21 protein-coding genes, 3 tRNA genes and 2 pseudogenes are annotated in these 22,557 nt (G+C 67.2%); 16 read left to right on the top strand and 10 right to left on the bottom strand.

Annotated features, from left to right (window positions below; genetic code table 11):
* The first annotated feature begins 26 nt into the window (after nt 1-26).
* The gene (locus PQI07_RS28425) at nt 27-665 is read left to right on the top strand and encodes a trimeric intracellular cation channel family protein (RefSeq protein WP_274928294.1); all 639 of its coding nucleotides are present in this window, start codon (nt 27-29) and stop codon (nt 663-665) included.
* 88 nt (nt 666-753) lie between these two features.
* Entirely contained in the window at nt 754-2,145 is a 1,392-nt protein-coding gene (locus PQI07_RS28420; protein WP_274928293.1) for an amidohydrolase, read from the top strand.
* Nucleotides 2,146-2,189: 44 nt separating this feature from the next.
* Here PQI07_RS28420 and PQI07_RS28415 read toward each other — a convergent pair whose 3' ends face one another.
* The gene (locus PQI07_RS28415) at nt 2,190-3,083 is read right to left on the bottom strand and encodes a VOC family protein (protein WP_274928292.1); all 894 of its coding nucleotides are present in this window, start codon (nt 3,081-3,083) and stop codon (nt 2,190-2,192) included.
* Between the two features lie 399 nt (nt 3,084-3,482).
* On the opposite strand from PQI07_RS28415, the gene PQI07_RS28410 reads away from it, so the two are divergent.
* Nucleotides 3,483-4,568, top strand: a complete 1,086-nt coding sequence (locus PQI07_RS28410; protein WP_274928291.1) for a calcium:cation antiporter — start codon at nt 3,483-3,485, stop codon at nt 4,566-4,568.
* A 96-nt stretch (nt 4,569-4,664) separates the two neighbouring features.
* Here PQI07_RS28410 and PQI07_RS28405 read toward each other — a convergent pair whose 3' ends face one another.
* From PQI07_RS28405 to PQI07_RS28390, 4 genes are all read right to left on the bottom strand, one after another.
* Nucleotides 4,665-4,823 carry a hypothetical protein gene (locus tag PQI07_RS28405; RefSeq protein ID WP_274928290.1) on the bottom strand — a complete coding sequence of 53 codons (159 nt, stop codon included), beginning with the start codon at nt 4,821-4,823 and terminating at the stop codon, nt 4,665-4,667.
* Nucleotides 4,824-4,945: 122 nt separating this feature from the next.
* Nucleotides 4,946-5,971, bottom strand: coding sequence for a universal stress protein (locus PQI07_RS28400; protein WP_274928289.1), 1,026 nt, complete (start codon nt 5,969-5,971; stop codon nt 4,946-4,948).
* A 322-nt stretch (nt 5,972-6,293) separates the two neighbouring features.
* Nucleotides 6,294-7,574 (bottom strand): hydroxysqualene dehydroxylase HpnE, encoded by a 1,281-nt coding sequence (gene hpnE / locus PQI07_RS28395; RefSeq protein ID WP_274928288.1) that lies wholly within the window; start codon nt 7,572-7,574, stop codon nt 6,294-6,296.
* Between the two features lie 14 nt (nt 7,575-7,588).
* Nucleotides 7,589-9,025, bottom strand: a complete 1,437-nt coding sequence (locus PQI07_RS28390; protein ID WP_274928287.1) for a homospermidine synthase — start codon at nt 9,023-9,025, stop codon at nt 7,589-7,591.
* Between the two features lie 1,066 nt (nt 9,026-10,091).
* On the opposite strand from PQI07_RS28390, the gene PQI07_RS28385 reads away from it, so the two are divergent.
* Nucleotides 10,092-10,325 carry a hypothetical protein gene (locus PQI07_RS28385; RefSeq protein ID WP_274928286.1) on the top strand — a complete coding sequence of 78 codons (234 nt, stop codon included), beginning with the start codon at nt 10,092-10,094 and terminating at the stop codon, nt 10,323-10,325.
* 485 nt (nt 10,326-10,810) lie between these two features.
* On the opposite strand, the pseudogene PQI07_RS28380 reads toward PQI07_RS28385, so the two are convergent.
* Nucleotides 10,811-11,725, bottom strand: a pseudogene (locus PQI07_RS28380) (IS3 family transposase); the annotation flags it as partial.
* Between the two features lie 54 nt (nt 11,726-11,779).
* Between PQI07_RS28380 and PQI07_RS28375 the strand changes: the two are divergent.
* Nucleotides 11,780-12,823, top strand: coding sequence for an IS110 family RNA-guided transposase (locus tag PQI07_RS28375; protein ID WP_274926645.1), 1,044 nt, complete (start codon nt 11,780-11,782; stop codon nt 12,821-12,823).
* A 260-nt stretch (nt 12,824-13,083) separates the two neighbouring features.
* Here the strand turns inward: PQI07_RS28375 and PQI07_RS28370 are convergent.
* Nucleotides 13,084-13,365 (bottom strand): annotated as a pseudogene (locus tag PQI07_RS28370) (transposase); the annotation flags it as partial.
* Nucleotides 13,340-14,566: a hypothetical protein gene (locus tag PQI07_RS28365; protein ID WP_274928285.1), complete on the bottom strand. Its 1,227-nt coding sequence runs from the start codon at nt 14,564-14,566 to the stop codon at nt 13,340-13,342. The pseudogene PQI07_RS28370 and the gene PQI07_RS28365, both read right to left, overlap by 26 nt.
* A gap of 175 nt (nt 14,567-14,741) precedes the next feature.
* Here PQI07_RS28365 and PQI07_RS28360 point away from each other — a divergent pair, with 175 nt between their 5' ends.
* From PQI07_RS28360 to PQI07_RS28350, 3 genes are all read left to right on the top strand, one after another.
* Nucleotides 14,742-15,200 carry a hypothetical protein gene (locus PQI07_RS28360; RefSeq protein ID WP_274928284.1) on the top strand — a complete coding sequence of 153 codons (459 nt, stop codon included), beginning with the start codon at nt 14,742-14,744 and terminating at the stop codon, nt 15,198-15,200.
* Between the two features lie 30 nt (nt 15,201-15,230).
* Nucleotides 15,231-15,899 carry a hypothetical protein gene (locus PQI07_RS28355; protein ID WP_274928283.1) on the top strand — a complete coding sequence of 223 codons (669 nt, stop codon included), beginning with the start codon at nt 15,231-15,233 and terminating at the stop codon, nt 15,897-15,899.
* A 93-nt stretch (nt 15,900-15,992) separates the two neighbouring features.
* Nucleotides 15,993-16,337, top strand: a complete 345-nt coding sequence (locus PQI07_RS28350) for a hypothetical protein (protein ID WP_274928282.1) — start codon at nt 15,993-15,995, stop codon at nt 16,335-16,337.
* Between the two features lie 121 nt (nt 16,338-16,458).
* Here the strand turns inward: PQI07_RS28350 and PQI07_RS28345 are convergent.
* Nucleotides 16,459-16,535, bottom strand: a tRNA-Arg gene (locus PQI07_RS28345).
* Between the two features lie 292 nt (nt 16,536-16,827).
* Between PQI07_RS28345 and PQI07_RS28340 the strand changes: the two genes are divergently transcribed.
* From PQI07_RS28340 to PQI07_RS28305, 8 genes are all read left to right on the top strand, one after another.
* Nucleotides 16,828-17,064 (top strand): hypothetical protein, encoded by a 237-nt coding sequence (locus PQI07_RS28340; protein ID WP_274928281.1) that lies wholly within the window; start codon nt 16,828-16,830, stop codon nt 17,062-17,064.
* Between the two features lie 825 nt (nt 17,065-17,889).
* Nucleotides 17,890-17,965 (top strand) — tRNA-Pro (locus PQI07_RS28335).
* A 107-nt stretch (nt 17,966-18,072) separates the two neighbouring features.
* A tRNA-Cys gene (locus tag PQI07_RS28330) sits at nt 18,073-18,147 on the top strand.
* A gap of 124 nt (nt 18,148-18,271) precedes the next feature.
* Nucleotides 18,272-18,583, top strand: a complete 312-nt coding sequence (locus PQI07_RS28325; protein WP_274928280.1) for a hypothetical protein — start codon at nt 18,272-18,274, stop codon at nt 18,581-18,583.
* 10 nt (nt 18,584-18,593) lie between these two features.
* Nucleotides 18,594-18,977 carry a hypothetical protein gene (locus PQI07_RS28320; protein WP_274928279.1) on the top strand — a complete coding sequence of 128 codons (384 nt, stop codon included), beginning with the start codon at nt 18,594-18,596 and terminating at the stop codon, nt 18,975-18,977.
* Between the two features lie 119 nt (nt 18,978-19,096).
* Nucleotides 19,097-19,480 (top strand): hypothetical protein, encoded by a 384-nt coding sequence (locus PQI07_RS28315; RefSeq protein WP_274928278.1) that lies wholly within the window; start codon nt 19,097-19,099, stop codon nt 19,478-19,480.
* A 343-nt stretch (nt 19,481-19,823) separates the two neighbouring features.
* A complete protein-coding gene (locus PQI07_RS28310; protein ID WP_274928277.1) occupies nt 19,824-20,270 on the top strand; it encodes a helix-turn-helix domain-containing protein in 447 nt (148 codons plus the stop codon).
* A 250-nt stretch (nt 20,271-20,520) separates the two neighbouring features.
* Nucleotides 20,521-21,921: a hypothetical protein gene (locus PQI07_RS28305; protein WP_274928276.1), complete on the top strand. Its 1,401-nt coding sequence runs from the start codon at nt 20,521-20,523 to the stop codon at nt 21,919-21,921.
* Here the strand turns inward: PQI07_RS28305 and PQI07_RS28300 are convergent.
* Nucleotides 21,908-22,540, bottom strand: a complete 633-nt coding sequence (locus PQI07_RS28300; RefSeq protein WP_274928275.1) for a transglutaminase-like cysteine peptidase — start codon at nt 22,538-22,540, stop codon at nt 21,908-21,910. The genes PQI07_RS28305 and PQI07_RS28300 overlap by 14 nt on opposite strands.
* Nucleotides 22,541-22,557 lie beyond the last annotated feature (17 nt).

The following is a 22,557-nucleotide window of genomic DNA, read 5'->3' as shown; positions in this document are numbered from 1 at the left end:
CGCTTCGCACCACCCGGGGATAGACCATGTTCCAAACGGCAACTGCGACCCTCGACTGGCTCGGCGTGATCGTGTTCACGGTCACCGGCGCACTCGTCGCCTCGCGCAAGGAGATGGATTTCGTCGGGTTCGCCGTACTCGGAACGGTGACGGGCATCGGCGGCGGAACGCTCCGGGACCTGCTACTCGGCTCAGCGGTGTTCTGGGTAGGCGAGCCGGCCTACCTGACGACTTGCCTGCTCGTCTCAGGGGTGGCGTTCTTTGCCGCTCACATCCCTCAGTCCCGCTACAGGTACCTTCTGTGGTTAGATGCATTGGGCTTGGCGCTGTTCGCGGTGGTCGGGGCCGAGAGGGCTTTGCAAACGGGAGCGAGCGCCGAGGTAGCCGTGGCGATGGGCGTGATCACCGCCACCTTCGGGGGCATCATCCGCGACCTCCTCGGAGGTGAGAGCCCGGTCATCCTGAGCCGGGAGGTCTATGCCACGGCTGCCCTGGTTGGGGCTGCCACGTTCACCTCCTTGATCGCCCTCGGAATTCCGCGTGAGATCGCGGTCGGAGTTGGCTTCTCAATCGGCTTGCTCGTGCGCGCCGCATCGCTCCGCTTCGGCTGGGAGCTCCCGCGATATCGCCCCCGGCCCGGCGTCCGCTACGACAATCCGCGGTAAGCCATCGCACCCGGACCGCCTCGAAAGCGTTCAACCTACCGCGCACCAGGACGGTCTCGCCACCTGGGTCGACGAAAGGAGAGCGAGGATGGTGTTCCGAGCACCGCTCAACGGTTTTGCGCTGGTCGCGCGGATGATCCTGTCCGCCGCCGCCTTCTCTGGCCCCGCCCTCGCGCAGGATTCCAGTCGGGAGGACGTGAAGGCCGGTCAGAGCGCGTTACCTGGCCCCTCGGACGACCTGCTGGCGAGGCTGGAGGGCGTCTACAAGGACATCCACGCCAACCCCGAGCTGTCGATGCAGGAGCGCCGCACCGCCGGCATCGCCGCCCGCTGGCTCCGGGACCAGGGCTACGCGGTGACGGAGGGCGTAGGTGGCACGGGCGTCGTCGGGCTGCTGCGCAACGGCGAGGGCCCGACGGTGCTGCTGCGCGCCGACATGGACGCCCTCCCGATGAAGGAGAACACCGGCCTTCCCTATGCCAGCACGAAGAAGGGGACCGATCCCGCATCCGGCCGGGAGACGGCCATCGCGCATTCCTGCGGGCACGACCTGCACGTGACCTGGCTGATGGGTGCGACCCAGGTCCTGGCCGCGAACAAGGACAAGTGGCGCGGCACCGTCTTGGCCGTGTTCCAGCCGGGCGAGGAGATCGGCGAGGGTGCAAAGGCCATGGTCGATGACGGCATGGTGAAGCGCTTCCCGAAGCCGGTCGTCACGCTCGGCCAGCACGTGCTGCCGTTCCCGGCCGGGCAGGTGCGCCTCGCCAGCGGTCCCGTGCTTTCCCAGAGCGACAGCCTCAAGGTGACGCTGTACGGCCGCGGCGGGCACGGCTCCGGTCCGGAATCCACCATCGATCCGGTGGTGATGGCCGCCGCGACGGTTATGCGGCTGCAGACCATCGTCTCGCGCGAGGTCTCCATGAGCGACAGCGCCGTGGTCTCGGTCGGGTCGATGCAGGCCGGCTCCAGCGCCAACATCATCCCGGACCAAGCCGAGCTTCAGCTCAACGTCCGGACCTACGACGATGGGGTGCGGGACAAAGTGCTCTCGTCGATCAAGCGGATAGTCGATGGGGAGGCCTCCATCTCGGGCGCCCCGAAGCCGCCCCTCCTCACGATGCTCGGACGTTTCCCGCTGACAGTGAACGACGCGGACGCGACGGCGAAGGTGACCGAGGCCCTGAAGCAGCGCCTGGGCGCGGACCGGGTGCAGCCTGCCGGCAATGCGGCCGCCAGCGAGGACTTCACGGTTTTTGCCCGAGCCTGGGACGTGCCCTCGGTGTTCTGGTTCGTCGGCGGGACCGATCCGAAGCGCTACGCGGAGGCCGAGAAGGCCGGGACCTTGGACGCTCTTCCCTCAAACCACGCGCCGGAGTTCGCGCCGGTCCTGACGCCGACCCTTCGGACCGGCGTGGAGACGATGCTTGCGGCGGCCGCTCCTTGGCTGGCGCCCCTGGCTTCGGACGCGAAGGCACGCTGACGAGGCCGGAGCCGGAGCGTCTGCCTCGGCTCTTTCCCGGACCTTCAATGCGCTGGCCCGAGCTTCATACGCAGCTGCGTTCCCCACGGATCGCGTACGACCAGCGTGTTCCCGTCCTCGACGAAGGACACGCCCGCATCCCGGCATCGTATCCGCACCGTAGCAAGGGTCCCCCCGTCGGCGAGCAGCTCGACCTCCGCAAGACCCGTCGCCCCGTCCGTACGAACCGCGGCATCACGACTGTTCCAGACGTTGCCGGCGAGCTGGTGGTGGTAGCCGCCTGCTCCCAGGAACAGGGCGCCGGGATAGCGGCACATGACATCGAACCCGAGCAGGCCCGCGTAGAAGCGCTCCGTCGCGTCCAGGTCGCCGACCTGGAGGTGGACATGGCCGACGCAGGAGCCGGGCGGCATTCCAGACCAGGGCCTGTCGGCGGCACGGACGAGCCCGGCATGGTCGAGCCGTTCGTTGCGCATCACGACGGAGCCGTCCTCGGTCCACTGCCATTCCGAGCTCGGGCGGTCGACGTAGATCTCGATGCCGTTGCCCTCCGGGTCGGTGAGGTAGACCGCTTCGCTGACGAGGTGGTCGGCGGCACCCGTGAGCGTGATGCCGCATGCCTCCGCGTGCCGGAGCCATACGCCAAGATCGCCGCGGCTCGGTAGCCGGAACGCCGTGTGGAACAACCCTGCCTCCGTCGACCTCCAATGCCGTGCGGACGGATCGTGCCGCAGCACGAGGAGCACCGTGTCGCCTTCGCCGAGCCGCACCGTGTCGGCCTCCCGGGACACGATCCGGAGCCCGATGATGCCCGAGTAGAAGCGCGTGAGCGAAGCCACATCCCGCGCGACAAGCGCCACCGCACCGATCCGGTAGAGTGCCCTGGCAAGAACCAGATCCGGGACTTCGGTCGCGGGAATCGGTGCTGGATCTCTCATGGTTTGTCTCCGGGAGCGGCAAGCCTCAAGGACATGAAACCGTGGTGCCGAGCCGGCCTCCGGTACGATAACGCGGCCGCCCCGCCGACGAGCCACCTGGCTTCCGGTCGCTTGCGGAAGTCGAGCACGGTCCGAGATAGCGAACCGTGCGGGCAGTTCCCCCAAAAACCTTCACCCTGTCGCCGGGCGGGGGCGTGCCCAACGGTCACCGCCACTCAGGTGAATGGAAAAGGTCCGAACGCAACTTGCTCCTCGCCTGCAGGACCGACCTGGATTGGTCTCGACCCTCGTCGCCGCATAGGTTCGAGACATGCTGGCGTCGGGTGGCGTTACCGCGCAAAAGCCTTTGTCCCGCAATCCGCTACCGGGCGCTTTTGAAGCTTTGAAAGGCAACGAACCATGCAGGTGCCACAAGCCGGGATGCCGTGGTGGAGTTGGACTTGGCCCGCCCTGGCCCTGGTGCTGCTTGGGGCGGCGCTGATGACGGAGCCGCCTGTCCTCCTGCTCGGCGCAGCCGGCGTCGTCCTGGTCGCGACGGTGTTCGCGGCGGTCTTCCACGCGGAGGTCGTCGCTCACCGGGTCGGCGAACCGTTCGGCACCCTCGTGCTGGCGCTCGCGGTCACCGTGATCGAGGTCGCGCTCATCGTCTCGGTGATGCTCGGCGGCGGGAGCGGCAAGACGGAGCTTGCGCGCGACACGGTCTTCGCAGCCGTGATGATCATCTGCAACGGGCTTGTCGGCCTGTGCCTGCTCTCGGGCGGCGTCCGCCACCGCGTGCAAGGCTTCCGGCTCCATGGGGCGCTCGCGGCCCTCGCCGTCCTCGCGGCCCTCGTCACCCTGACCCTGGTCCTGCCGAACTTCGTGAGCACCGCCGGACCGGTCTTCACGGCACCCCAGCTCCTGTTCGCCGCGGCGGCCTCCCTGGTCCTCTACGGCTCCTTCGTCTTCGTGCAGACCGTTCGCCACCGGGACTATTTCCTGCCGGAAAGCGGCACGGGCGGCGAGAAGGAGCATGCCGCGCCACCGTCCGGCAGATTGGCCCTGTCGAGCTTCGGCTTGCTCCTCGTCTGCCTCGTGGCAGTGGTGGGCCTCGCCAAGGTGCTCACGCCCACGCTGGAATGGGGCATCGACGGGCTCGGCATCCCCAAGGCGGTGTCCGGCATCGTCATCGCGATGCTCGTCCTCATGCCCGAGGGAGTTGCGGCCGTCCGTGCGGCCCGCGCCGACCGGCTCCAGACCAGCATGAACCTCGCGCTCGGCTCTGCACTGGCATCCATTGGCCTGACCATCCCCGCGGTCGCCCTGGTCTCCGTGCTCACCGGCCACCCGCTCGCCCTCGGCCTCGGACCGAAGGACCAGGTGCTTCTGGCCCTTACCCTCCTCGTCGCCGTCATCACCCTCGGCACGGGGCGCACGACCGTGCTCCAGGGCATCGTACACCTCGTGATCTTCGCCTCGTTCCTGTTCTTCGCCGTGATGCCTTGAGGAGCCTGCCCGCAGGGTGGGCATGGCTTCCAACGCCATGCCCTCTCACGCCGGGCGGGCCCCCTGCCGAAGTCTCGGTTCGTGCCTTTGGCAAGTTCACCAGCGTGCGAGCACCACGACCACGGTCGCCGCAATGGCGGCGGCGAGGCAGCCCTCAAACACGAGCGACGTGCCGAGCTGCTCCAGCCAGCGTGCCGTGCCCAGCACCAACAGCATGAGCCCGATGGCCATGGCCCGTGCGGCGACGATCTTCATCGAGCCTCTCCCTGGCGGGTCACGCCAACCGCTCACGCCCACGGTCCCGGATCGGCGCCCAAGCTTGTGGTGACAGCGGCGACATCCGCGTCCATCTTGCCCGAAGTCCGTCGTCGCGGACATCAAGGGGCGAAGTGCATGGCGAACGACGCGTCACCTCCACATGCGCGGCCGCGATGGTGCGGCTCCGTATGCCTGGATGCGCCGGTCGCAGACGCCTGCCCGAGCACGAGCCTAGGCGCGGGCTGCCTGGCTTCGGGCCATCCGGCACGCGTCGGCGGCCCGAACCGTCGGCATCCTCCGGGAGTATCCGGGGGGATCACCATCACGTCCGCGCCTCCGGTGGACAGGACATGCTCGGTGACGCTCCCGAGCAGCGCCTTCCTGAACCCCGTGCGGGCATGGGTGCCGATCACGACCAGGTCCGCGGGGAGCCTCCCGGCAAGGCGGGCGATGGCCTCCTGCGCGGAACCCTCCTCCATCCACCGCGACCAACCTCGCCCGGCGAGGCCGACGCTTGCGAGAAGCGCCTCGACATCCTCCGCGGACTTGGAACGGCAACCCTCGACGTAGCTGTCGATCTGGTCGCGCGCGACCGCGAACCCGGACAGCTTGGACTTCCCCGGCGCCTCGAAGGCATGCAGGACGGTGACGTGCGCGCCGTCCACGAGCTTGAGCGAACCCGCGCTCCGCAGCGCCCGTGCCGACGCATCCGAAAGGTCGACGGGGATCAGGATCCTCGCGTAGGGAGAAGCGGCGAAGCGCCGTGCGACGAGGATGGGGCATGGGGCGCTGCGGATCAGGTTCCGGAGGGTCCGCCCCGAATCGCGGGTCGGCGCCCGATGCGAGGCGCCGACCACGATCAGGTCGATATCACGAGCCGCCGCCGCATCCGGGATCTCGGCGGAGGGGCAGCCCCGGACCACGAGCGGCTCGCACGGGATACGGAAGAGTTCCGGCACCACGGCGACCTGTTCGACGGTCATCCGCTGAGCCTCGCGGATATCCTGCGAGGTTTCCTGCGAGTTCGGGCCGACCACGACGTGCATCAGGATGACCTTTCCGCCACTCTGGGCGGCCAGGATGCCTGCGCGCCGCACCGCCCGTTGGGAGCGGGGTGAGAAGTCGGTGGCTACGAGAATGCGCATGGGACCTCCTCCTGAGAGCGGGGACTTCGACGAAAGCCTGGGTGGATCGGCGGCCCGACGTGCACGTCCACGCTCGCGCGAGATCGAGCGAACTCCAGCCGCCGTGTCGGCGGCCGAGAAGCCATCATTGGCTGTCGGGCTGGTCTGTATGGATAATTATCGCCCCCGAGCGTCGAGCGTTTGACGCTCTCCGGTCTGGGGGATTAGCGGCCTGCGACGAGGCGGCCGGCTCTCTTGTTGAGAGGTCGATCCGAAATAAACATAACACCTAACTACATAATCAATTTTCAAATTTATTCAAGTTTTCGTTTAAGCGTTGGGCTCAAGATGTGGTGGCTGCTCTGCCCGTTGCTTCCATCGCGGTACGGGCCGCCTTATCGCCCGACCGAACGGCCCCCTCGATGCAGGCGGGCAAGCCCGTGTCGGTCCAGTCGCCGGCGATGAAGAGATTCCGGAATTCCGTGCGCGTTCGAGGGCGAAGCCGGGCGGCCTCGGGCGTTGCCGCAAAGGTCGCACGCTTCTCGCGGATGACCTGCCAAGGCGGCGGCATCTCGGACAGCGCGGTCATATACCGGCCCGTGACGTAGGACACCTCGGTCCAGATCCGGTGCGCGAGTTCCTGTCTGCTCATGCCGTCTGGTTCCGCTGCGCTGACGGTTACGGAAATCCGGTCCGGATAGGCGAAGATCCAGTCGGAAAGCCCGTTCACCACCCCCGTCAGCGGTGGCATGTCGGCCGGGCATCTCACGCCGAAGTGGACGTTCGCGATCCCCCGATGATCCGTCGGGGCATCCAACCCCGGGACGACGTCGGTCGTCGCCTTTGGAGGCAGTGCAAGGATGACCTGATCCCAAGGCCGCAGCGGCATCGAGCCGGCGCCGAAGACGAGGCCGGCGACGCGGCCCCCTTCATACGCGAGGCGGTACAGACGCGTGTTGAGGCGGACCACTGCCCCACGCTCCTCCAGGAAGCGCAATGCTGGGTGGACGAAGGCCTCCGAGAGGCCGCCCTGCGCTATGACGGGCCGACAGGCTTGCCCCCCTTGGCCAAAGGTTTCCCGAACGACCTGTGCGGCGAGGGTCGCATCCGCTTCGCTCGGGTCGATGTTCAACGCCGCCAGGAGGATGGGGCGCCAGAGCCGTTCGTAGAGCGGCCCCTCGCAAGGAAGGACATCCGATACCTTCGCGCCCGGCGTCGCCGACAGGAGGCGGAGGATCTCTGCGTAATCGGTGGCCTGGGTGCCCGGAACGCGTCGGTCGGGATCGAGGATCCACCACGGCACGCGCCCCTCGTTGAGGCGCAGCGTCCAGCGCTCGCCCGCCGCGAGGTCGATAAAGGGAAACTCCGCGCGCGCCTCCACGGCGACCGCCTCGCGGCCGCCGATGCGATCCAGGAAGGCGAGCGCCGCCCCGTTGCCCGACAGGACAAGGTGGTTGCCGTTGTCGATGGTCATCCCGAGATGCGGGTCGTGATAGGACCTGCAGCGGCCGCCGGCGTGGCCAGCGGCCTCATGCACGGTCACCGTGCGCCCGGCATCCACGAGACGCACGGCCGCGGAGAGCCCCGACAGCCCCGCGCCCACGACGTGAACGGCACTCGTCATCGCGTACGCTCCCGCTACTGTACGAGCACGTTCCGGAACTGCCAGGCATCGCTGGTGTCGATGTCCTCTGGGAACAGGCCCGGGCGGTCGGTGAGCGGCGTCCAGTCCGTGTACACGCCAACGACAGGGCCGAGATACGGCGTCTGGACTTCCAGGCAGCGGCGGAAATCCATCTCGTCGGCCTCCACGATGCCGGCCTGCGGGTTCTCCAGGGCCCAGACCATGCCGGCGAGCACCGCCGAGGTCACCTGCAGGCCGGTGGCGTTCTGGTAGGGGGCGACCCGGCGGGTCTCCTCGATGGAGAGCTGCGAGCCGTACCAGTAGGCGTTCTTCTTGTGGCCGTAGACGAGCACGCCGAGCTCGTCGATCCCGTCGACGATCTCAGTCTCGTCGAGGATATGGTGCCGCTCCTGCACCTTGGCGGCGTTGCCGAACATCTCGTGGAGCGACAGCACCGCGTCGTCGGCCGGATGGTAGGCATAGTGGCAGGTCGGGCGGTAGGCGGCGCGCTCGCCCTCCAGCACCGTGTAGTAGTCGGAGATCGAGACGGCCTCGCTGTGCGTCACGAGGAAGGCGTGTTGCGACCGGGCCGTCGGCGTCCAGGAGCGAACGCGGGTGTCGGCGCCCGGCTGCAGCAGGTAGATCGCGCAACGCGAACCCTTCTCCTGCTCCCGGGCATTGGCGGGCTTCCAGGTCTCGTGCGTGCCCCAGCCCAGCTCGGCTGGCTGGTTGCCTTCGGAGACGAAGCCCTCGACCGACCACGTGTTGACGAAGACGCCGCGCGGCTTCGGGGTCTTGGCGCGCTGCGTGTCCCGCTCGGCGATGTGGACGCCCTTCACGCCCAGATCCTTCATCAGGCCGGCCCACTCGGCCTTGGTCTTGGGCTCGGGCCGCTGCAGGCCGGTATCCTGGGCGATGTTCAGGAGCGCCTGCTTGACGAACCACGAGACCATGCCGGGATTGGCGCCGCAGCAGGAGACCGCGGTCGTGCCACCGGGGCGGGCGGCGCGCGCGTCGAGGATCTCCTGGCGGAGCGCGTAGTTGGTGCGGTCGCCCTGGCTCTTGGACTTGTCGAAATAGAAGCCCGGCCAGGGCTCGGCCACGGTATCGATGTAGAGGGCGCCGAGCTGGCGGCAGAGCTCCATGATCGCCCGCGACGAGGTGTCGACCGACAGGTTCACGCAGAAGCCCTGGCCGCCGCCCTCCGTGAGCAGCGGGGTGAGCACGTCGCGGTAGTTCTCCGGTGTCAGCGCGACCTTCTTGAAGCGCAGGCCGTGCTTCTCGGCCAGCGCCCGATGCGTGTCGACCGGGTCGATCACGGTGAAGCGGGCGCGGTCGTACTCGAAGTGGCGTTCGATCAGCGGAAGGATGCCGCGGCCGATCGAGCCGAAGCCGATCATCACGACGGGACCGGCGATGCGGCCGTGGACGGGCCAGATGGGTTCGGTCATTGCTGATTTCCCTTGTGTTGTGCGCACTGGTGAGGCTTCGACCGCGAACGCGCGGGCATCGGATTGCAAGTCGTGAGGCATCAACGGCGAACGAGGCTGCAGAAAGATCTCAATCGAACGCTCGTGACACCTTCAATTCATCTTCGATGCGCCTCGGGATAGCTTGAATGCCGCTCAAGGCGACATGTCTCGAAAGCCGGCGTGCACGGCGCGAGACCGGAGACCTCCGTCCCCGGGCGAGGCCTGGACGGAGGCCCCCATCATTCCAGGTACGACGACCGCATCCTTCCGGATGACCGGTTCCTGGGTTGCTGGCAGCTATCGTTGGAAGCGACCGGGTCGCGCTCATCCCGCCATCTCACCGCAAGACCGCCCGGCGGGGCGAGGTCGCGCGGGCCCAGGCGCTCCTTGCTCGGAAGCAGCGCCTGGAACGAACGAAGATGCGTCGGAGATCTGCCCCTGGAGCCGGCCCCGCCTCGCGAGGCTGGCCAAGCGCCAGGGCTTAAGTGCCTGCTTGCAGGCTGCCCGCACGCCCCAAGAGGCGAATGCTTTGAAGTAGGCTGGACATGATGCGCCGGAGCATAGGCTAAGCCGTACGGGTGTCAACTAACGCCCGGCACGTCTTTCGGAGTTTCGGAGCTTTAAGGGAAGGCGAAGCGAGGAATGTTGAGCGCCAGGACTTCCGGGATGCTGGGCAGATCATGCGTATCCGGCGGCTCTCCCATCGTGGCCTGCTTCGGGCAGGTAGATCGGTCGCGGGCGAGCGGTCACCTCCGGCCACCTGCGGCCCGAACCCGGCGACATGCCGGAGGGTGCTTGCTTCATCGGCAAGCCCCTCACCGCGGACATGGTCCACGACCATCATCAAGACATCCTCCCGGACGGATGCAAGCCGGCTCCGTTGCGCCACCGGAAACGGGAGGCGAAGGACAGGGGCGCATAGGAGCGGTCGAAATCCTAACGACACGCTTACGGAATCGGCGCCGCTTCCCGCTCGAACCCTAACGCGATCGAGCCCAGCTTACGGTCGCGGTACAACGAGGGCCGCGCGAACCCCAGACACACGATGTTTCCCATCATCCACGTCGCCGCCATCCACGCCGTGGCTCCCGCCCCGGAAGCGGCGCGGTTCATCGTCGGACAGGACCCGGAAGGCCACTGGGTCGCCATCGAGACCCACGGGCGGGCCGGTGGCATCTTCCGCAGCCGGAAGGCCGCCGTCGACTACGCCGAGGACGAGACCGACCACCGGCCCGACGCGGTGCTCCTGTCGGGGGAACGCGTCGAGTTCCGCATCTGAGACCGTGCCCGGCCTACCGGAGCGGCCGGGCCGCGCTTCCCATATCCTTCCCGCAACCGATTCAGGGGGACTCCCGTGTTCACCCGTTCCGTCCGAGCCCGCCACATCCGGAACCTGGGTTCCGGACGCCGCACCGCAGACGCCGTCCGGACCTCGGACCTCGTCCTTGCGGTCGCGGGCGTCGCCACGCTCGGCGGATTCTGCCTCCTGCTAGCCGCCGACCTCCTGAGCGACCTCGCGGGCTCTGAGGGCCTTGGGCGGGGGGTCACGAAGGCCGGGCCTTACATGGGCTAAAGCCAAGTCAGCCTCACCGTGTGAAGGGCCGCTCCCGACCCTGAGCAGCCCCTGCACCCGGGAAGGCGGAATGATCGCTCAGGCGGTAAGGGCGTGACCTGACCGGCTGGCTTTGGACCGGACTGATTGAGAGGATCAGCCAGGACCAGAGGAGTCGTGGCCTGCCCCCATTCGGTGGCCCAGGTTCGAAGTTAGTGCATCGTCGGCCGTGTGACGATGGCGGGGTGAGCGAGCGGCGCTGATCTGCTCGGTTCCGTTGGCCAGATGACGACCTCCGGTGCAGGCGGGTGGTAGCCGAGCGACGAGTGCGGCCGGATGCTGTTGTAGTGCCTACGCCATTGCTCGATCACGACGCAGGCCTCCTTGAGGGTGTAGAACACCTCGCCGTTGAGGAGCTCATCCCGCAGCTTCGCGTTGAAGCTCTCGCAATAGCCGTTCTCCCACGGACTGCCCGGCTCGATGTAGGCGGTCGTCGATCCCACCGCCGCGATCCAGTCCTGAACGGCTTTAGCGATGAACTCCGGCCCATTGTCCGAGCGGATATGACCCGGCACACCGCGCAGGCTGAACAGATCCGAGAGAACATCGATCACGTCGAGTGCCTTCAGCTTGCGAGATACACGGATTGCCAGACACTCGCGCGTGAACTCGTCGATGACGTTCAGCATCCGGTATTTGCGCCCATTATGCGTGCGGTGCTCGACGAAGTCGTAGGACCAGACGTGGTCCGGTCGCTCCGGTCGCAGTCGTCGGCATGAGCCATCGTTGAGCCAGAGGCGTGCCCGCTTCGGTTGGCGAGCGGGGACCTTAAGGCCTTCCTGTCGCCAGATCCGTTCGACCCGCTTCACGTTCACCGTCCAGCCGTCGCGCCGGAGCAAGGCCGTGATCCGACGGTAGCCGTAACGGCCGTACTGGAGGGCCAACGCGATGATCGCAGCCGTCAGGGCGGCTTCGTCCTCGATCAAGACGGCGCATTTGCGCTGTGTCGAACGATGCTGGCCCAGAACACGGCAGGCGAAGCGTTCCGAGACGCCATGCTCGGCAACGACGTAGTCGACACAAGCCCGGCGGCGAGCCGGGCTCAGATGGGGTATTCGGGGTGCCTCGCGCGGCGGAAGCGGCGGCATGATGGCGCTTCGATCCAATCCCGGAGCCCCACCATGAGCGAGCAGCACCACGTCGGCCTCGATGTCTCCGTGAAGGAGACCGCAATCTGCATCGTCGATCCCCATGGTAAGGTCGTGCACCGGGCCACCGTCGAGAGCCATCCCGAGGTGATCGGCCGGCACCTGATCGACCTCGGCCACAGCTACGCGCGTGTCGGCCTGGAGGCGGGACCGCTCTCACCGTGGCTCTACGCCGGCCTGGTCGAAGCCGGACTGCCGGCGATCTGCGTCGAGACCCGCCACATGCATGCGGCCCTCTCGGCCCGCATCAACAAGACCGACCGCAACGACGCGATGGGCATAGCCCAGATGATGCGGGTCGGCCTGTTCAAGCCGGTCCACGTCAAAACGCCGGCCAGCCAGCAACGCCGCCTGCTCCTGACCTCGCGCAAGCTGCTTCAGCGCAAGGCTTACGACATCGAGAGCGACCTGCGCGGCCAACTGCGCAACTTCGGCCTCAAAGTCGGTGTCGTGGGGGCTGCCGGTTTCGAGCAGCGCGTACGCGACCTCGTGCTCGATCTGCCCTTCGTCGCGGCCGTGGTCCTGCCGCTGCTGGAGGCGCGCTCGGCGCTGCGGACCCAACTGGCCAAGCTGCACAAAATGCTGCTGGACCAGGTCCGCACCGACCCGGTCTGCCGGCGCTTGATGACCGCGCCCGGCGTCGGGCCGGTCGTGGCGTTGACCTACCGTACCTGCGTCGACAACCCAGCCCGCTTCGGACGATCGCAATGCGTCGGGGCGCATTATGGTCTGACGCCGCGGCTCTACCAGTCCGGCGAGACGAAGCGGGTCGGCCGAGTCTCGAAGTGCGGCGACACGATGATGCGCGCCGCACTGTATGAGGCCGCGCTCGTGCTGCTGACTGGCCCTCGGGTTCGATGGTCCTCGCTGAAGGTCTGGGGGCTGGCTGTGGCCAAGCGCAGAGGCATGCAGAAGGCCCTCGTGGCCGTCGCCCGCAAGCTGGCGATCGTGCTGCATCGGATGTGGCGCGACGAGAAGGATTTCCGCTGGTCGACCGAAGCCGCGACGGCGGCCTGAAGCTTACGGATCAGCATCACGTAACACCGAGCTCCTCCGGCGTGGAGGAGGTCCCTGTGGGGACGATGGGAGCGGGTGAGACCGAGGAAACTCGAGCGTCGGTTCTGCCGGGCGCGCGGCTTAGATGGATCCGCCCACTCCCTCTAACCCCATCATGAGGCGGCGCTCGCCGACCTCGGAGAGAAGCAAGAGCTCCACAGGGCCGATCACGCGTCGAACCAGGATGCGCACGAAAGGGCGTTGACCGATGAACCCCGAATAGAGAAGAAGTTTCCCGAGGCGGCCTCTTTCAGGATCAGCTTCTCCAGGGTCAGGTCGGAGATCGCTCGACGAAGACGCTGGTTCTCAGTCTCCAAGGACTTCAGCCGCTTGACCTGATCGCCCTTCAGACCGCCGTACTCGGAACGCCAGCGATAGTACGTGACTTCCGTCACCTCGATGGATCGGATTGCTTCAGCAACCTTGCGTCCTTGCGACACCAAGACATCGACCTGACGCAGCTTGGCGACGATCTCTTCAGCCGTATGCTTCTTCCGTCCCATGAAAATATCCTCCACATGGCTTGAAGCCATACCTCAGGGAGGACCACTTTTCAGGAGGCAGGCCAGACAGGGCGCGGAGCAGGCGATGCAGATCCAAGTCACGGAGGAAGACCTCCGCCATCGCCTCCAGACCGGCGGCGCCCGCATCGCATGCGGCCAGGAGCACAGCCTGCACCAGAGTGTCGGCGGTCCGCTCGGGTAGATCCCGGAATTCGGGCATCGCCATCTCGAGCCATGCCGGCACGCCGAACCGCCGAGCCATGGCCGCGACGTGGCGCTGGAGCAGGTCGCAGGCGTGGTCCAACGTCTCGTCCGGCCCATCGCCGGACGTGAACGGCAAACGGGCGGGAGCCTTCGTCCAGTCGGCGGCGAAGGGCGCGAACAGGCAGCCCGCATCGCGGGGCAGGAGGCGTCGGCGGCCCATCTCGCCGTATAGGGCCGCAGCTCCGTCGAACCCGACCAGGTCGGGAACGCCGACCGGGTGCCGGTCGACCGGGAGGTGGCCCGCCAGCCCCACCATGTCGGCCATCTCGACGTCGGCGACGAGCCCCTCCACCGAGCGGACGAATGAGACGGCCCTCTCCCGGACCCACAAGGGAGGCTGCAGCGGTCCGGCGAACAGATCGACCAGCGCTTCCGCCGGATCGTCGTCGATGGTCCTCTCCAGCGCGGCGGCGAGCCTGCCGTCGCGGGGCGAGGCGAGCCTGCGCGCAAGGATCGGCCAGCGCGCCAGAATACGATCGGCGGCGAGGAGGGCCGGATCGCCGGCCTCGAGATCCGGCATGACTGCGGGAACGTCCATCGCCCACGCGGCGAAGACCCCGCGGCCCGCACGGACGCGGAACTGCTCCCAACGCGTGCACCGCATGGAATACGGGAGCACACGCTCCGACCGCAGTGCCTCGACGAAGCCGAGCGCGGCCGCGGCCTCCATCGAGATCCTGATCCCCCTGCGTCCGGGCGGACGAAGGTCCGCATCGACGATCAGCTTGGCGGCCAGGGGACCGACGGATCCGATCTCGGCGAGTGTCGTCCCCTCCAGCTGGACGAGATCGCCCGAGGTGCGCATCGGGCCCTCCGTCGCGAGGGCGGCCACGCACACTCCGCCAGCATCCTCGAAGGCCGCATAGAAGACGAGGCGGCCCTTGAGGTCGGTGTAGAGGCCGGAGGCGTAGCCTTCGATCGGAACTGCGGCGGACATGTTTCCCCTCTCGATCGAAGGAATGAAACATGTGGTCCGCCTTGCGCACAACGCATACGGGCCGATCGCGGACGAATGCCCGGAGGTATTGCATTTCCGCCGCAGAGAAGGGTCGGTCGACGCCTTCCTCCGTGCATGCTGCCAGGATAGATTCGCGGTCTCGAAGGAGTGGATGATGGCCGCGCCGCACGCAACCGCCGACGTTCCGCAGTACGAGGCCGGTCCGATGGACCGCGTCGGCCACCTGCTGATACGCGCCTACAACGGCGACGATCTGGATCCCTTCTTCATCGCCGGGCATCCGGCCATGGCGGAGCGCCCGGACCGTCTCGTCCGGGCCTGCTTCTACTACGCCGTCGTGATGATGCCCAAGGTGACACTGGTCTTCGACAACGACGGGGCAGGCGGCATGTGCACGATGGATCCCCTGGAGATCTCGGCGGTCTGGCGGACGCCCGACATCCTGGACGCCCTGGGTGTCACGTTCGAGTCCCTGGGAGACGGATCCGCCCGGTTCGAGGACCGGCCCCTGCCGCCCCCGCTCGCTCGTCCCAACATCGAATGGGCGGAGGATCCGAAGTGGGCGCAGGACAACCAGGCCGACGAGACGCCGTCGCCGGCGCCGACCGCCTGAGCGCTCGGGAAGGCGAAGGAGATCCCGGGGATGCCCCAATACGATCCCGAAGACCGCATCTGGAACGAGGTGTTGGAGCTGGCCCACTCCTGCCAGGGGGAGGGCAATTCCTTCGCGGCCATCGTCCCGTTCGCCTCCGTCGACCCCTCGCGCCCGCTCTACGTGCTCGTGCACCCGGGTGATGTCGTCCAGACGGAATCGGACGTGCACGGGCACCCGAGCGCGGCGGAGATCCTGAGCTACTCCTCCGATCGCCAGACCGAGATGGGTGACGACGTCGAGCGCCTTCTCGCGGCGGGGTGGGACGTCGCCGTGCTGCACAGGTTCTCCAGCAGCTACGGCTTCGGGACATCCAACACGTCGGACTGGTTCGAAGAGGCCATCGACGAGATCCACGAACGCGGAGCGGTGCTGTTCGGCGACAATCTCGCCGAGGCGGCCGATTGGCTCCTCGGTCCCGCGCAGGCGGCCGCCCGGCCGAGGGTGCTTCTGTCGGGCGCATGGTCGTGCGCGGCCCATGGATGCGTCACGATGGTCGGCACGCTGATGGAGGGTGCCGGCGCGACCGTGCACCTCGCGGCCTCGGCCTGCGTGTCGCCCGACGGCAGCGGCCCCGAATGGCGTCCCGCGGCCGGCGTGCTCTGTTCGGTCGAGGCCGTTGCGGCCAGCCGCGATGTCCTAGCGGGGCCTACTGCCTGACCGCGCAGGCCGGATCGAGGGAGCCGCGTGGCGGCTTGCGACGGATCCACCTATCCTTCCCGACGAATACGAACCGCGACCCCGGGGCGAGACATGCGAAGCGAAGTGATCCACACCAAACGGGGCAGCTTCGAGCTCTCCGTGCCGAACACGAATATCCAAGGCGACGGCTTCTACGTCAGCTACAACAACCACGACGTCGATATCTACGGATCCGATACGACGGCTCTCGTCTTCGGCCAGATGCAGCGGTTCTTCCTCCTCAACGGCGACCACCGTCGGGATTACATGGATCTGATACCGCAGGGCTTCGCGGCCTGCATGGACTACTACAAGAGCAAACCCGATCTCCAGAATTTCCGGAGCCACAGGACGGACGACCCGATCCTCGGACTCGACGAACCGATCGAGGAGCCCGCGCCGTCGTTCCGTCCCTGACGCATTCGCATGCGGGCACGACCGGAGCGTTCGGGCTTCGGACGGGTCTGCGGGTTCGGACGGACGAGCTCGTTCGCGTCGGACCGGTCGTCGTCGCTCTGGCGCTTCCAGAGCCTGCGTCTGGTGCCCCCACCAGGAGTCGAACCTGGGACCTACCGCTTAGGACGCGGCCGCTCTATCCAGCTGAGCCATGGAGGCGTGGCCCATTGCTAGCCCGAGAGGACGGCTATGCCAACGGCAGTCCTTCGGTCATGGCTAACGCAGGCCTACCGCGGTCCGGTGGACGACGGCAGGACGGCATGCCATCCACGAAGGAACGGCGCCGTCCGGGTGCCGGGGAGAATTGCCGATGCCGTCTGCCGCCGAGATCCGGATCGAGGATCACCGTCCGTTCGTCGCCGAGAGAGGCCTGCCGGCCGATCTCCCCGTGCGCAGGCGTTTGCTATCCCTGGCCCTGGCTTCGGTCATCGCTTCCGGGGGCGGTGCACACATGCCGGACGAAGCGGTGTTCCAGGCCATGACGCTCCCCGCGATGATCGACTCCGCGAGCGACCGGTCGCTCGATCGGGCCCAGCGGGAAGACGTCGTACGGTATCTCGAATCCTTGGGATCGCACCGACAGGAAGCGCAGGATCGGAACGAGGCGATTCAGGAATTGCACGACGAGACCTGCCTGGCGTTGAAGCCCTCGCTGATCTGCATGCGCTGGCCCGGCAAGACGTCGTGAACCACCTCGGGAAGGCATACGAAGCGAAGGAACGAAATCATTGACATGAAGCGTCGGAGGGGTGACCTTACATTGGAATCGATACAAGGTACGCCCGATGATCTCCCCTCTCTCGTTTCTGTGTATGGTGGCTGCCCCGATCCTGGCCGGTGCCGCGATCGCGGCTGTGAAGCATTTCGCGACCCCGTCGCAGGACCAGGAACCGCTTCCGGGTGCGATTGAGGTCCGCGGGCGCCCGAGCCTGCGCGTCTGCAGCTGACGTCCGACGATGGGCGGGGCCGACATGGAAGGACCCGCGGGACCGTCCTCGTTGACGACCGATCGAAGGGATGGGATACCTACGCCATGTACATGCGCAACGTCCTGCCGTGCTGCCGACCCACGCGACCGGGGAGATCCCGACCGTGATGTGCTGACGCGCGTCATCAGGATCGATGGACCCCCGGCAGCCCAGCTTCCGGGGGTTTTTCTTTGTCTGCGCACCGTGCGCCGGGCCGGCGGAGCCATGCCTGCAGATGCCGCCTAAGTAGCTGATATGAAAATAGAATTCCTTGTTTTTCCGCTTGACCTCCCGATTTGCTTTCACTAGATCGAAGGACGTCGCGGCAAGTCGATCAGGAGCGAGCCATGAACCCCTGCAGCGCCCCGATCTACTTCGCCTGCCGGCTTGGAGCCGCTCCCGAAATTTGACGTGCTGGAAAGCGTCGAATTCCTTGGAGCCCCGGCCGCCATCGGCATCGGGGCTTCTGCTTGTTCGGGCTCGGGAATTGACGAATCCCCGGCAGGTGCGCCCGTCGAATTCGGCCCGGCGCACCTGCCGGGTTGCGGAGTGAAGCTCGTGTCAGAAGAGCGCCTGCTTCGGGAGCAGGGGGACCGGGGGCGGAGCCCGGCATTCCGACCAGTTGCCCGCCCCGGCGTCGCGGCCTCGCAAAACGAGGAACGACGCCGGGGTGACGAAGGAACGAGGAGAATCCCGCCTGTCCGCTCGACGGAGAGGCGGAAATCCGGAGCGGCGTGGCAGAGTGGTCATGCCCTGGTCTGCAAAACCAGTGTACGTCGGTTCGAGTCCGATCGCCGCTTCCAGCCTTCACACGCTTTGAACGACCCTATCCCGTTCCTACGATGCGAACGTTTTTAGGTTTTGCCTTAGCCTGGATTACGGATTTGCGGGGTATGGTCTCCTTCGTAGCGAAGGATCGACCAGCCTATGGCCGCCGAGCCCAGAACGATCGTAATCCCCAACGTCGAAGTCCCGAAGTCTCTCGTCGATGCCCGCAGCCGACGTCACGGCGATCGGTACATGTGCATCGTCTGTAGCCTCGCGATGCCGAGCCCGAAATTCATGTGCCACGTCATCGACGGAGGTGGCGTGGCTCTGCATCCGGACGACGAAGGCATCTACGTTTCGGACGGCGGCGACATGAATTTCCTGCCGATCGGTGCCGATTGCCTGCGGAAGCATCCGTCGATGAAGCCCTACGCGGTCAAGGTCGGCACCGCCGACTTCTCTTTCGGATGAAGGTGCGAGGATGCCCAGGAATTCATGCGAGATCGACGGACTGACCTTCGTGTGGTCGCCGAGCGCATCCAAGGGACCGGCTTCGCTCGGCGTCTTCTGGCGCCGCGCAGACGCGTCGGGCGAACAGGTGGAGATCGGCAGGCTCTCGAAGTGGAGGCTCGGCGCCGGATGGATCGTGCTGCCCCGCGTCGGCGGACGCGACCGCGCCTGCGAGGCGGGCATGGGCCTTTCCCGGACGCGGGCCGGTGGCGTCAGGAGCCTCCTCAGCCTTGCGAGATCCGAGGCCACGCTGACCCCTTTCGACAAGATCCGGCTCCGGATCCTTCGCGAGGAAGGCGACGCGATCCGCGACCTGAGTGCCGGTCTCGTACCGATCCCGGCGCCGGTGGCATGACGAGTTCGCCCAGCCCGCTTTCCGCAGGATCCGACCACATTCAGACTGGGCCTTCAGGCCATGCACCCGAGCTGCCGCAAGGAGCCGGCGGAGCGGTCGGGCAGCGGGAGGCGCACGACATGCAACGCGGCGAGACCCTCGAGCTACTCACCGACGGCCACACGCTTTGGGTGAACGACGGCGTCTGCATGTGCATCGGGCGGTTCGGCGCGCGCGGCGTCGACATCCATCGCTCGGCTGCCGAGCAGGTGGCGGGGTCTCCCCAGTGCCTCGATTGCATACACGACCTTCCTCCCGTGGAGGCTTGGAATCGGTTCGTCGCGTCGATGGCGAAACACCATGCCGTTCGGATCGGACCCGACTGGAAACCCGCGTTCGTGACGCTCGCGGAAGGCGCGACGACTGCAGGCCGAAGGAAACGCGGTGGGAGGGGCCCCGGCAAGCGGCGCGCGCTCGTCGTGGCGTCGAGGCTCGGCGACAACGAAGAGGGAGTGGTGGCATGAGATCTCGAATGCGCCTGCGGGATCGAATCCGTCTCCGGGAGCTGAGGAGACAGGAGGCTCGTCTCTCGAAGATCGTCCGGCCCCCGGAACATCCGATCGAGCACGAGCTCCGTCTTACCCGTTCGATCGGGGACCTCGAGCGCCTCGCCGGCGTCGGAGCCTCGCGTGATGATCGGGCTGCATTCTGGATGGCGTTCTCGGCGCTGCCGGCGCGGGAGACGCTCGACGCCGGATGCGAGGAACTGCGCCGCCGGATCCGGCTGGCCGCAGGTGCCCCGATGCCGACCGCCGGCTGAGGGTACGGTCGAACCGATTTCGAGCAGGCATACCCGAGGAGGCTGCGTTGGCGGAGCGGAAGAAGATCGAGGTCGGGATCGAGACCCGCGGCTGGGCCCTCGGCATCTGGGCCGACCCGAAGCGCGGGGTCGATCCGGCGACCCTGACGCCTGCGAGGCGCCGGCAGGTCGACGCCATGCTGGAGGCTGGCTGGCTCCGGCGTGATCGCGGGCGGCTGTATCTCGATGAGGCCGGGATCAGGGCGATCGCCGACCTCCTGCCGGCCAAGCACCCGACCCTGACGCCGTCCCAGGTCGAACTGCTCTCCGAGGTGGTCCGTAAGCCGACCGTCAGCGACCTGTCGTTTCCCCCGACCGTGAAGTTGCTGGCCTACGGCCTCGTCGACGCGGTCGAGCAGCGCTTCGGAGGACTGAAGCTCGTTCCGACCGACAGGGCGAAAGCATGGTCGGAAGGCCGGCGGGAACCCCAGCCCGGCGAAGCCCGGGGTATCTAGGAATGTCCGACCCGAAGCCATGGAACCCTCGCCGATCCATGCCCTGGGTGACGAAGGGGATCGGAAGCTGCTCGTTAAGCTTCGCCGCCGTTCCCGGTTGCGGGCGCCGCACCTCGATGACAGAGTGGTGGCGGGCGCTCCACCCGAACCTCTCGCCGGGTTGAATCGGGGCCTGCCATCCGAACGAAACGACAGCATCCGACCTGAAGGTCCGCTGTAATCGGCGAGGTACGGACCGCAGGACATCGCCATGCTCGTCATCGCAGTACCGGCGGAACTCTTCCGCATACGTGCGGCGGTCAAATCCGCCCATCCGCATCTGAAGTCCTCCCATCTCTCCGAAGCCTTCGCGCGCGGCCTTGGGTTCGGCAGCCATGCCGCATTCCTCCAATGGGACCGCACCCGTTCGCGCGGCGAGGAACCCATCCGGGCCTTCGATCCCGTCGCCGCCTCGGCGAGGCTCGAAAAACTCGGATCGGAGCTCTCGGCTGCCGATCTGGCCTCCGGGATCGCGTTCTGCGAAGGAACTGCAGACCTCCCGGGGTTCGCGAAGGAGGTCCTGGATGATGATTCGAGGTTCACCTTCGAACTCGTGACAGCGGCCACCCGCAAGCTTCCCGACGGCAAGGGCGCGAGAGCCGGGCATATCGGCATCCTGATGAACTGGCGCCTCGGCCTGGGGTACGGGATGATGGATTTCGTCGAGCGATACTGCCGCCCCAAGAGCCTCCACCTGCGTCTGGCGGCATGCATCTCGGCCTCCGAAACCCTCGACCCCGCGCTGGCGAGATTCCTGATCGACTGCCTGCAGGTCGCGGACGTCGCGGCGAACGGGGGCGCGGCCTACCCGAAGTGGCGGGACTCGGCCTGCTGGGCTTATTCGAACCGGACCAGATCGTTCGTCTACGCGATGATGCATCGAGGTCCGCTGGGCGACGATCCGTTCGATGGCCCCGTCCGGCCGCTCCCTTCCCCCGAGCGTCGTAGGGTCCCGGGCCTGGCGGATCTCGAGAGTACGATGCGCCCGAGCGACGCCGCAGGGTTCTTCGATGCGGGTCGCCAGGGACCAGAAACGAGAAGCGTGGTGGGCTGTGCAACGATGGCGCTGTGGCGTCACGGGTGCGACGACGTCGAGATCGAGGGCTTTCATAGCGAAGCCGAGACCGACGTCGTCTCGGCGATGTCGGAATGGTTCGGCATCTCCATGACCGCCGGGCCGGCCGGGCGTCGGCCGGATGCGGACTGGCACCCCCTGCACGGCATCGCCAGGACGACCACTCCCGGCCTTCCCGACATCAGCATCGTGACGGAGGAGGAGGCGGCCGTCGCCTTCGAGAAGGCGGGGCGCCAGGATCGCTTCTCGGGGACCAGGAAGATCGAGGGCCCGGACCCTGCCGACGAGCTCGGCGGCACCGATCCCTACGACGATGCCGATTTCGTCTGGGTCTCGGTTCGGGACGGCGGGGACCTGGAACTGCTCGGGCAGATCATCGAGGCAGCCGCCGTGAATATCGAGGTGATGGTGAGCGGTCTCGCCCCCTGGGCCGTGAACCAGCTCGAGGAATTCGCCGCCCGGACCGGGAAACGCTTCGCGATCTCGCCCGCGGCGCGCGAGGCGGCGCCGTTCCGGACGAACCCTAGCGTGCGATAGCCGAAACCCAGGCCGGCGCCGGACCGGTGGATGGAGCCGATCCGTCGAGCTCGACCCACCCGACGCCGTCCTGGCTCTCCCTCTTGAGGTACGTGTAGCCCGTCGCGGCCCATGGCAGCACCGCGTCCCTGCGGTTGTCCAGGACGATGTCGCCCCGATCCGTCGAGATCGTCAGGACCGCGTGGCCGGTGCCGTCCGGCAGGGCGACGGCCGCCATCCGCATCGCGCGTCGGGGCAGTCCCGCCAAGGCCAGCATATGCCTCTTGCGCAGCTGCAGGTCCTCGCAGTCGCCCCTTCCGTCCTCGGCCATATCCCAGACGTCCTCGCGCCCCCAGTGACCGAGATCGTCCAGCGGTGCGATGGCGGCGTTGACGCTCCGGTTGATCCGTTCGATCCGCGACCAGACGCCGGGCGCAAGGACGATGGCGCGAGGCTCCCGCAGGTCGACGCGGCACTCGCGGGCATACTCGGGCTTCGAGCAGAACTCGGTCCATGCCGAGATCGGCCGGACCGCGGCGCCGACGGCCAGGGCGGTACCGAACTCCGGCCTGCGGTCCAGCGCGTGCGACGGGCACGCTGCGGACGTCAGGGCGACGATCGCGAGGATGATAGGCTTCATGGACTTGGGATCCGTCC

This window comes from Methylobacterium sp. 092160098-2 (assembly GCF_028920805.1).
Classification (GTDB): Bacteria; Pseudomonadota; Alphaproteobacteria; order Rhizobiales; family Beijerinckiaceae; genus Methylobacterium; species Methylobacterium fujisawaense.
This window is presented reverse-complemented; position numbering and strand designations above follow the sequence as displayed.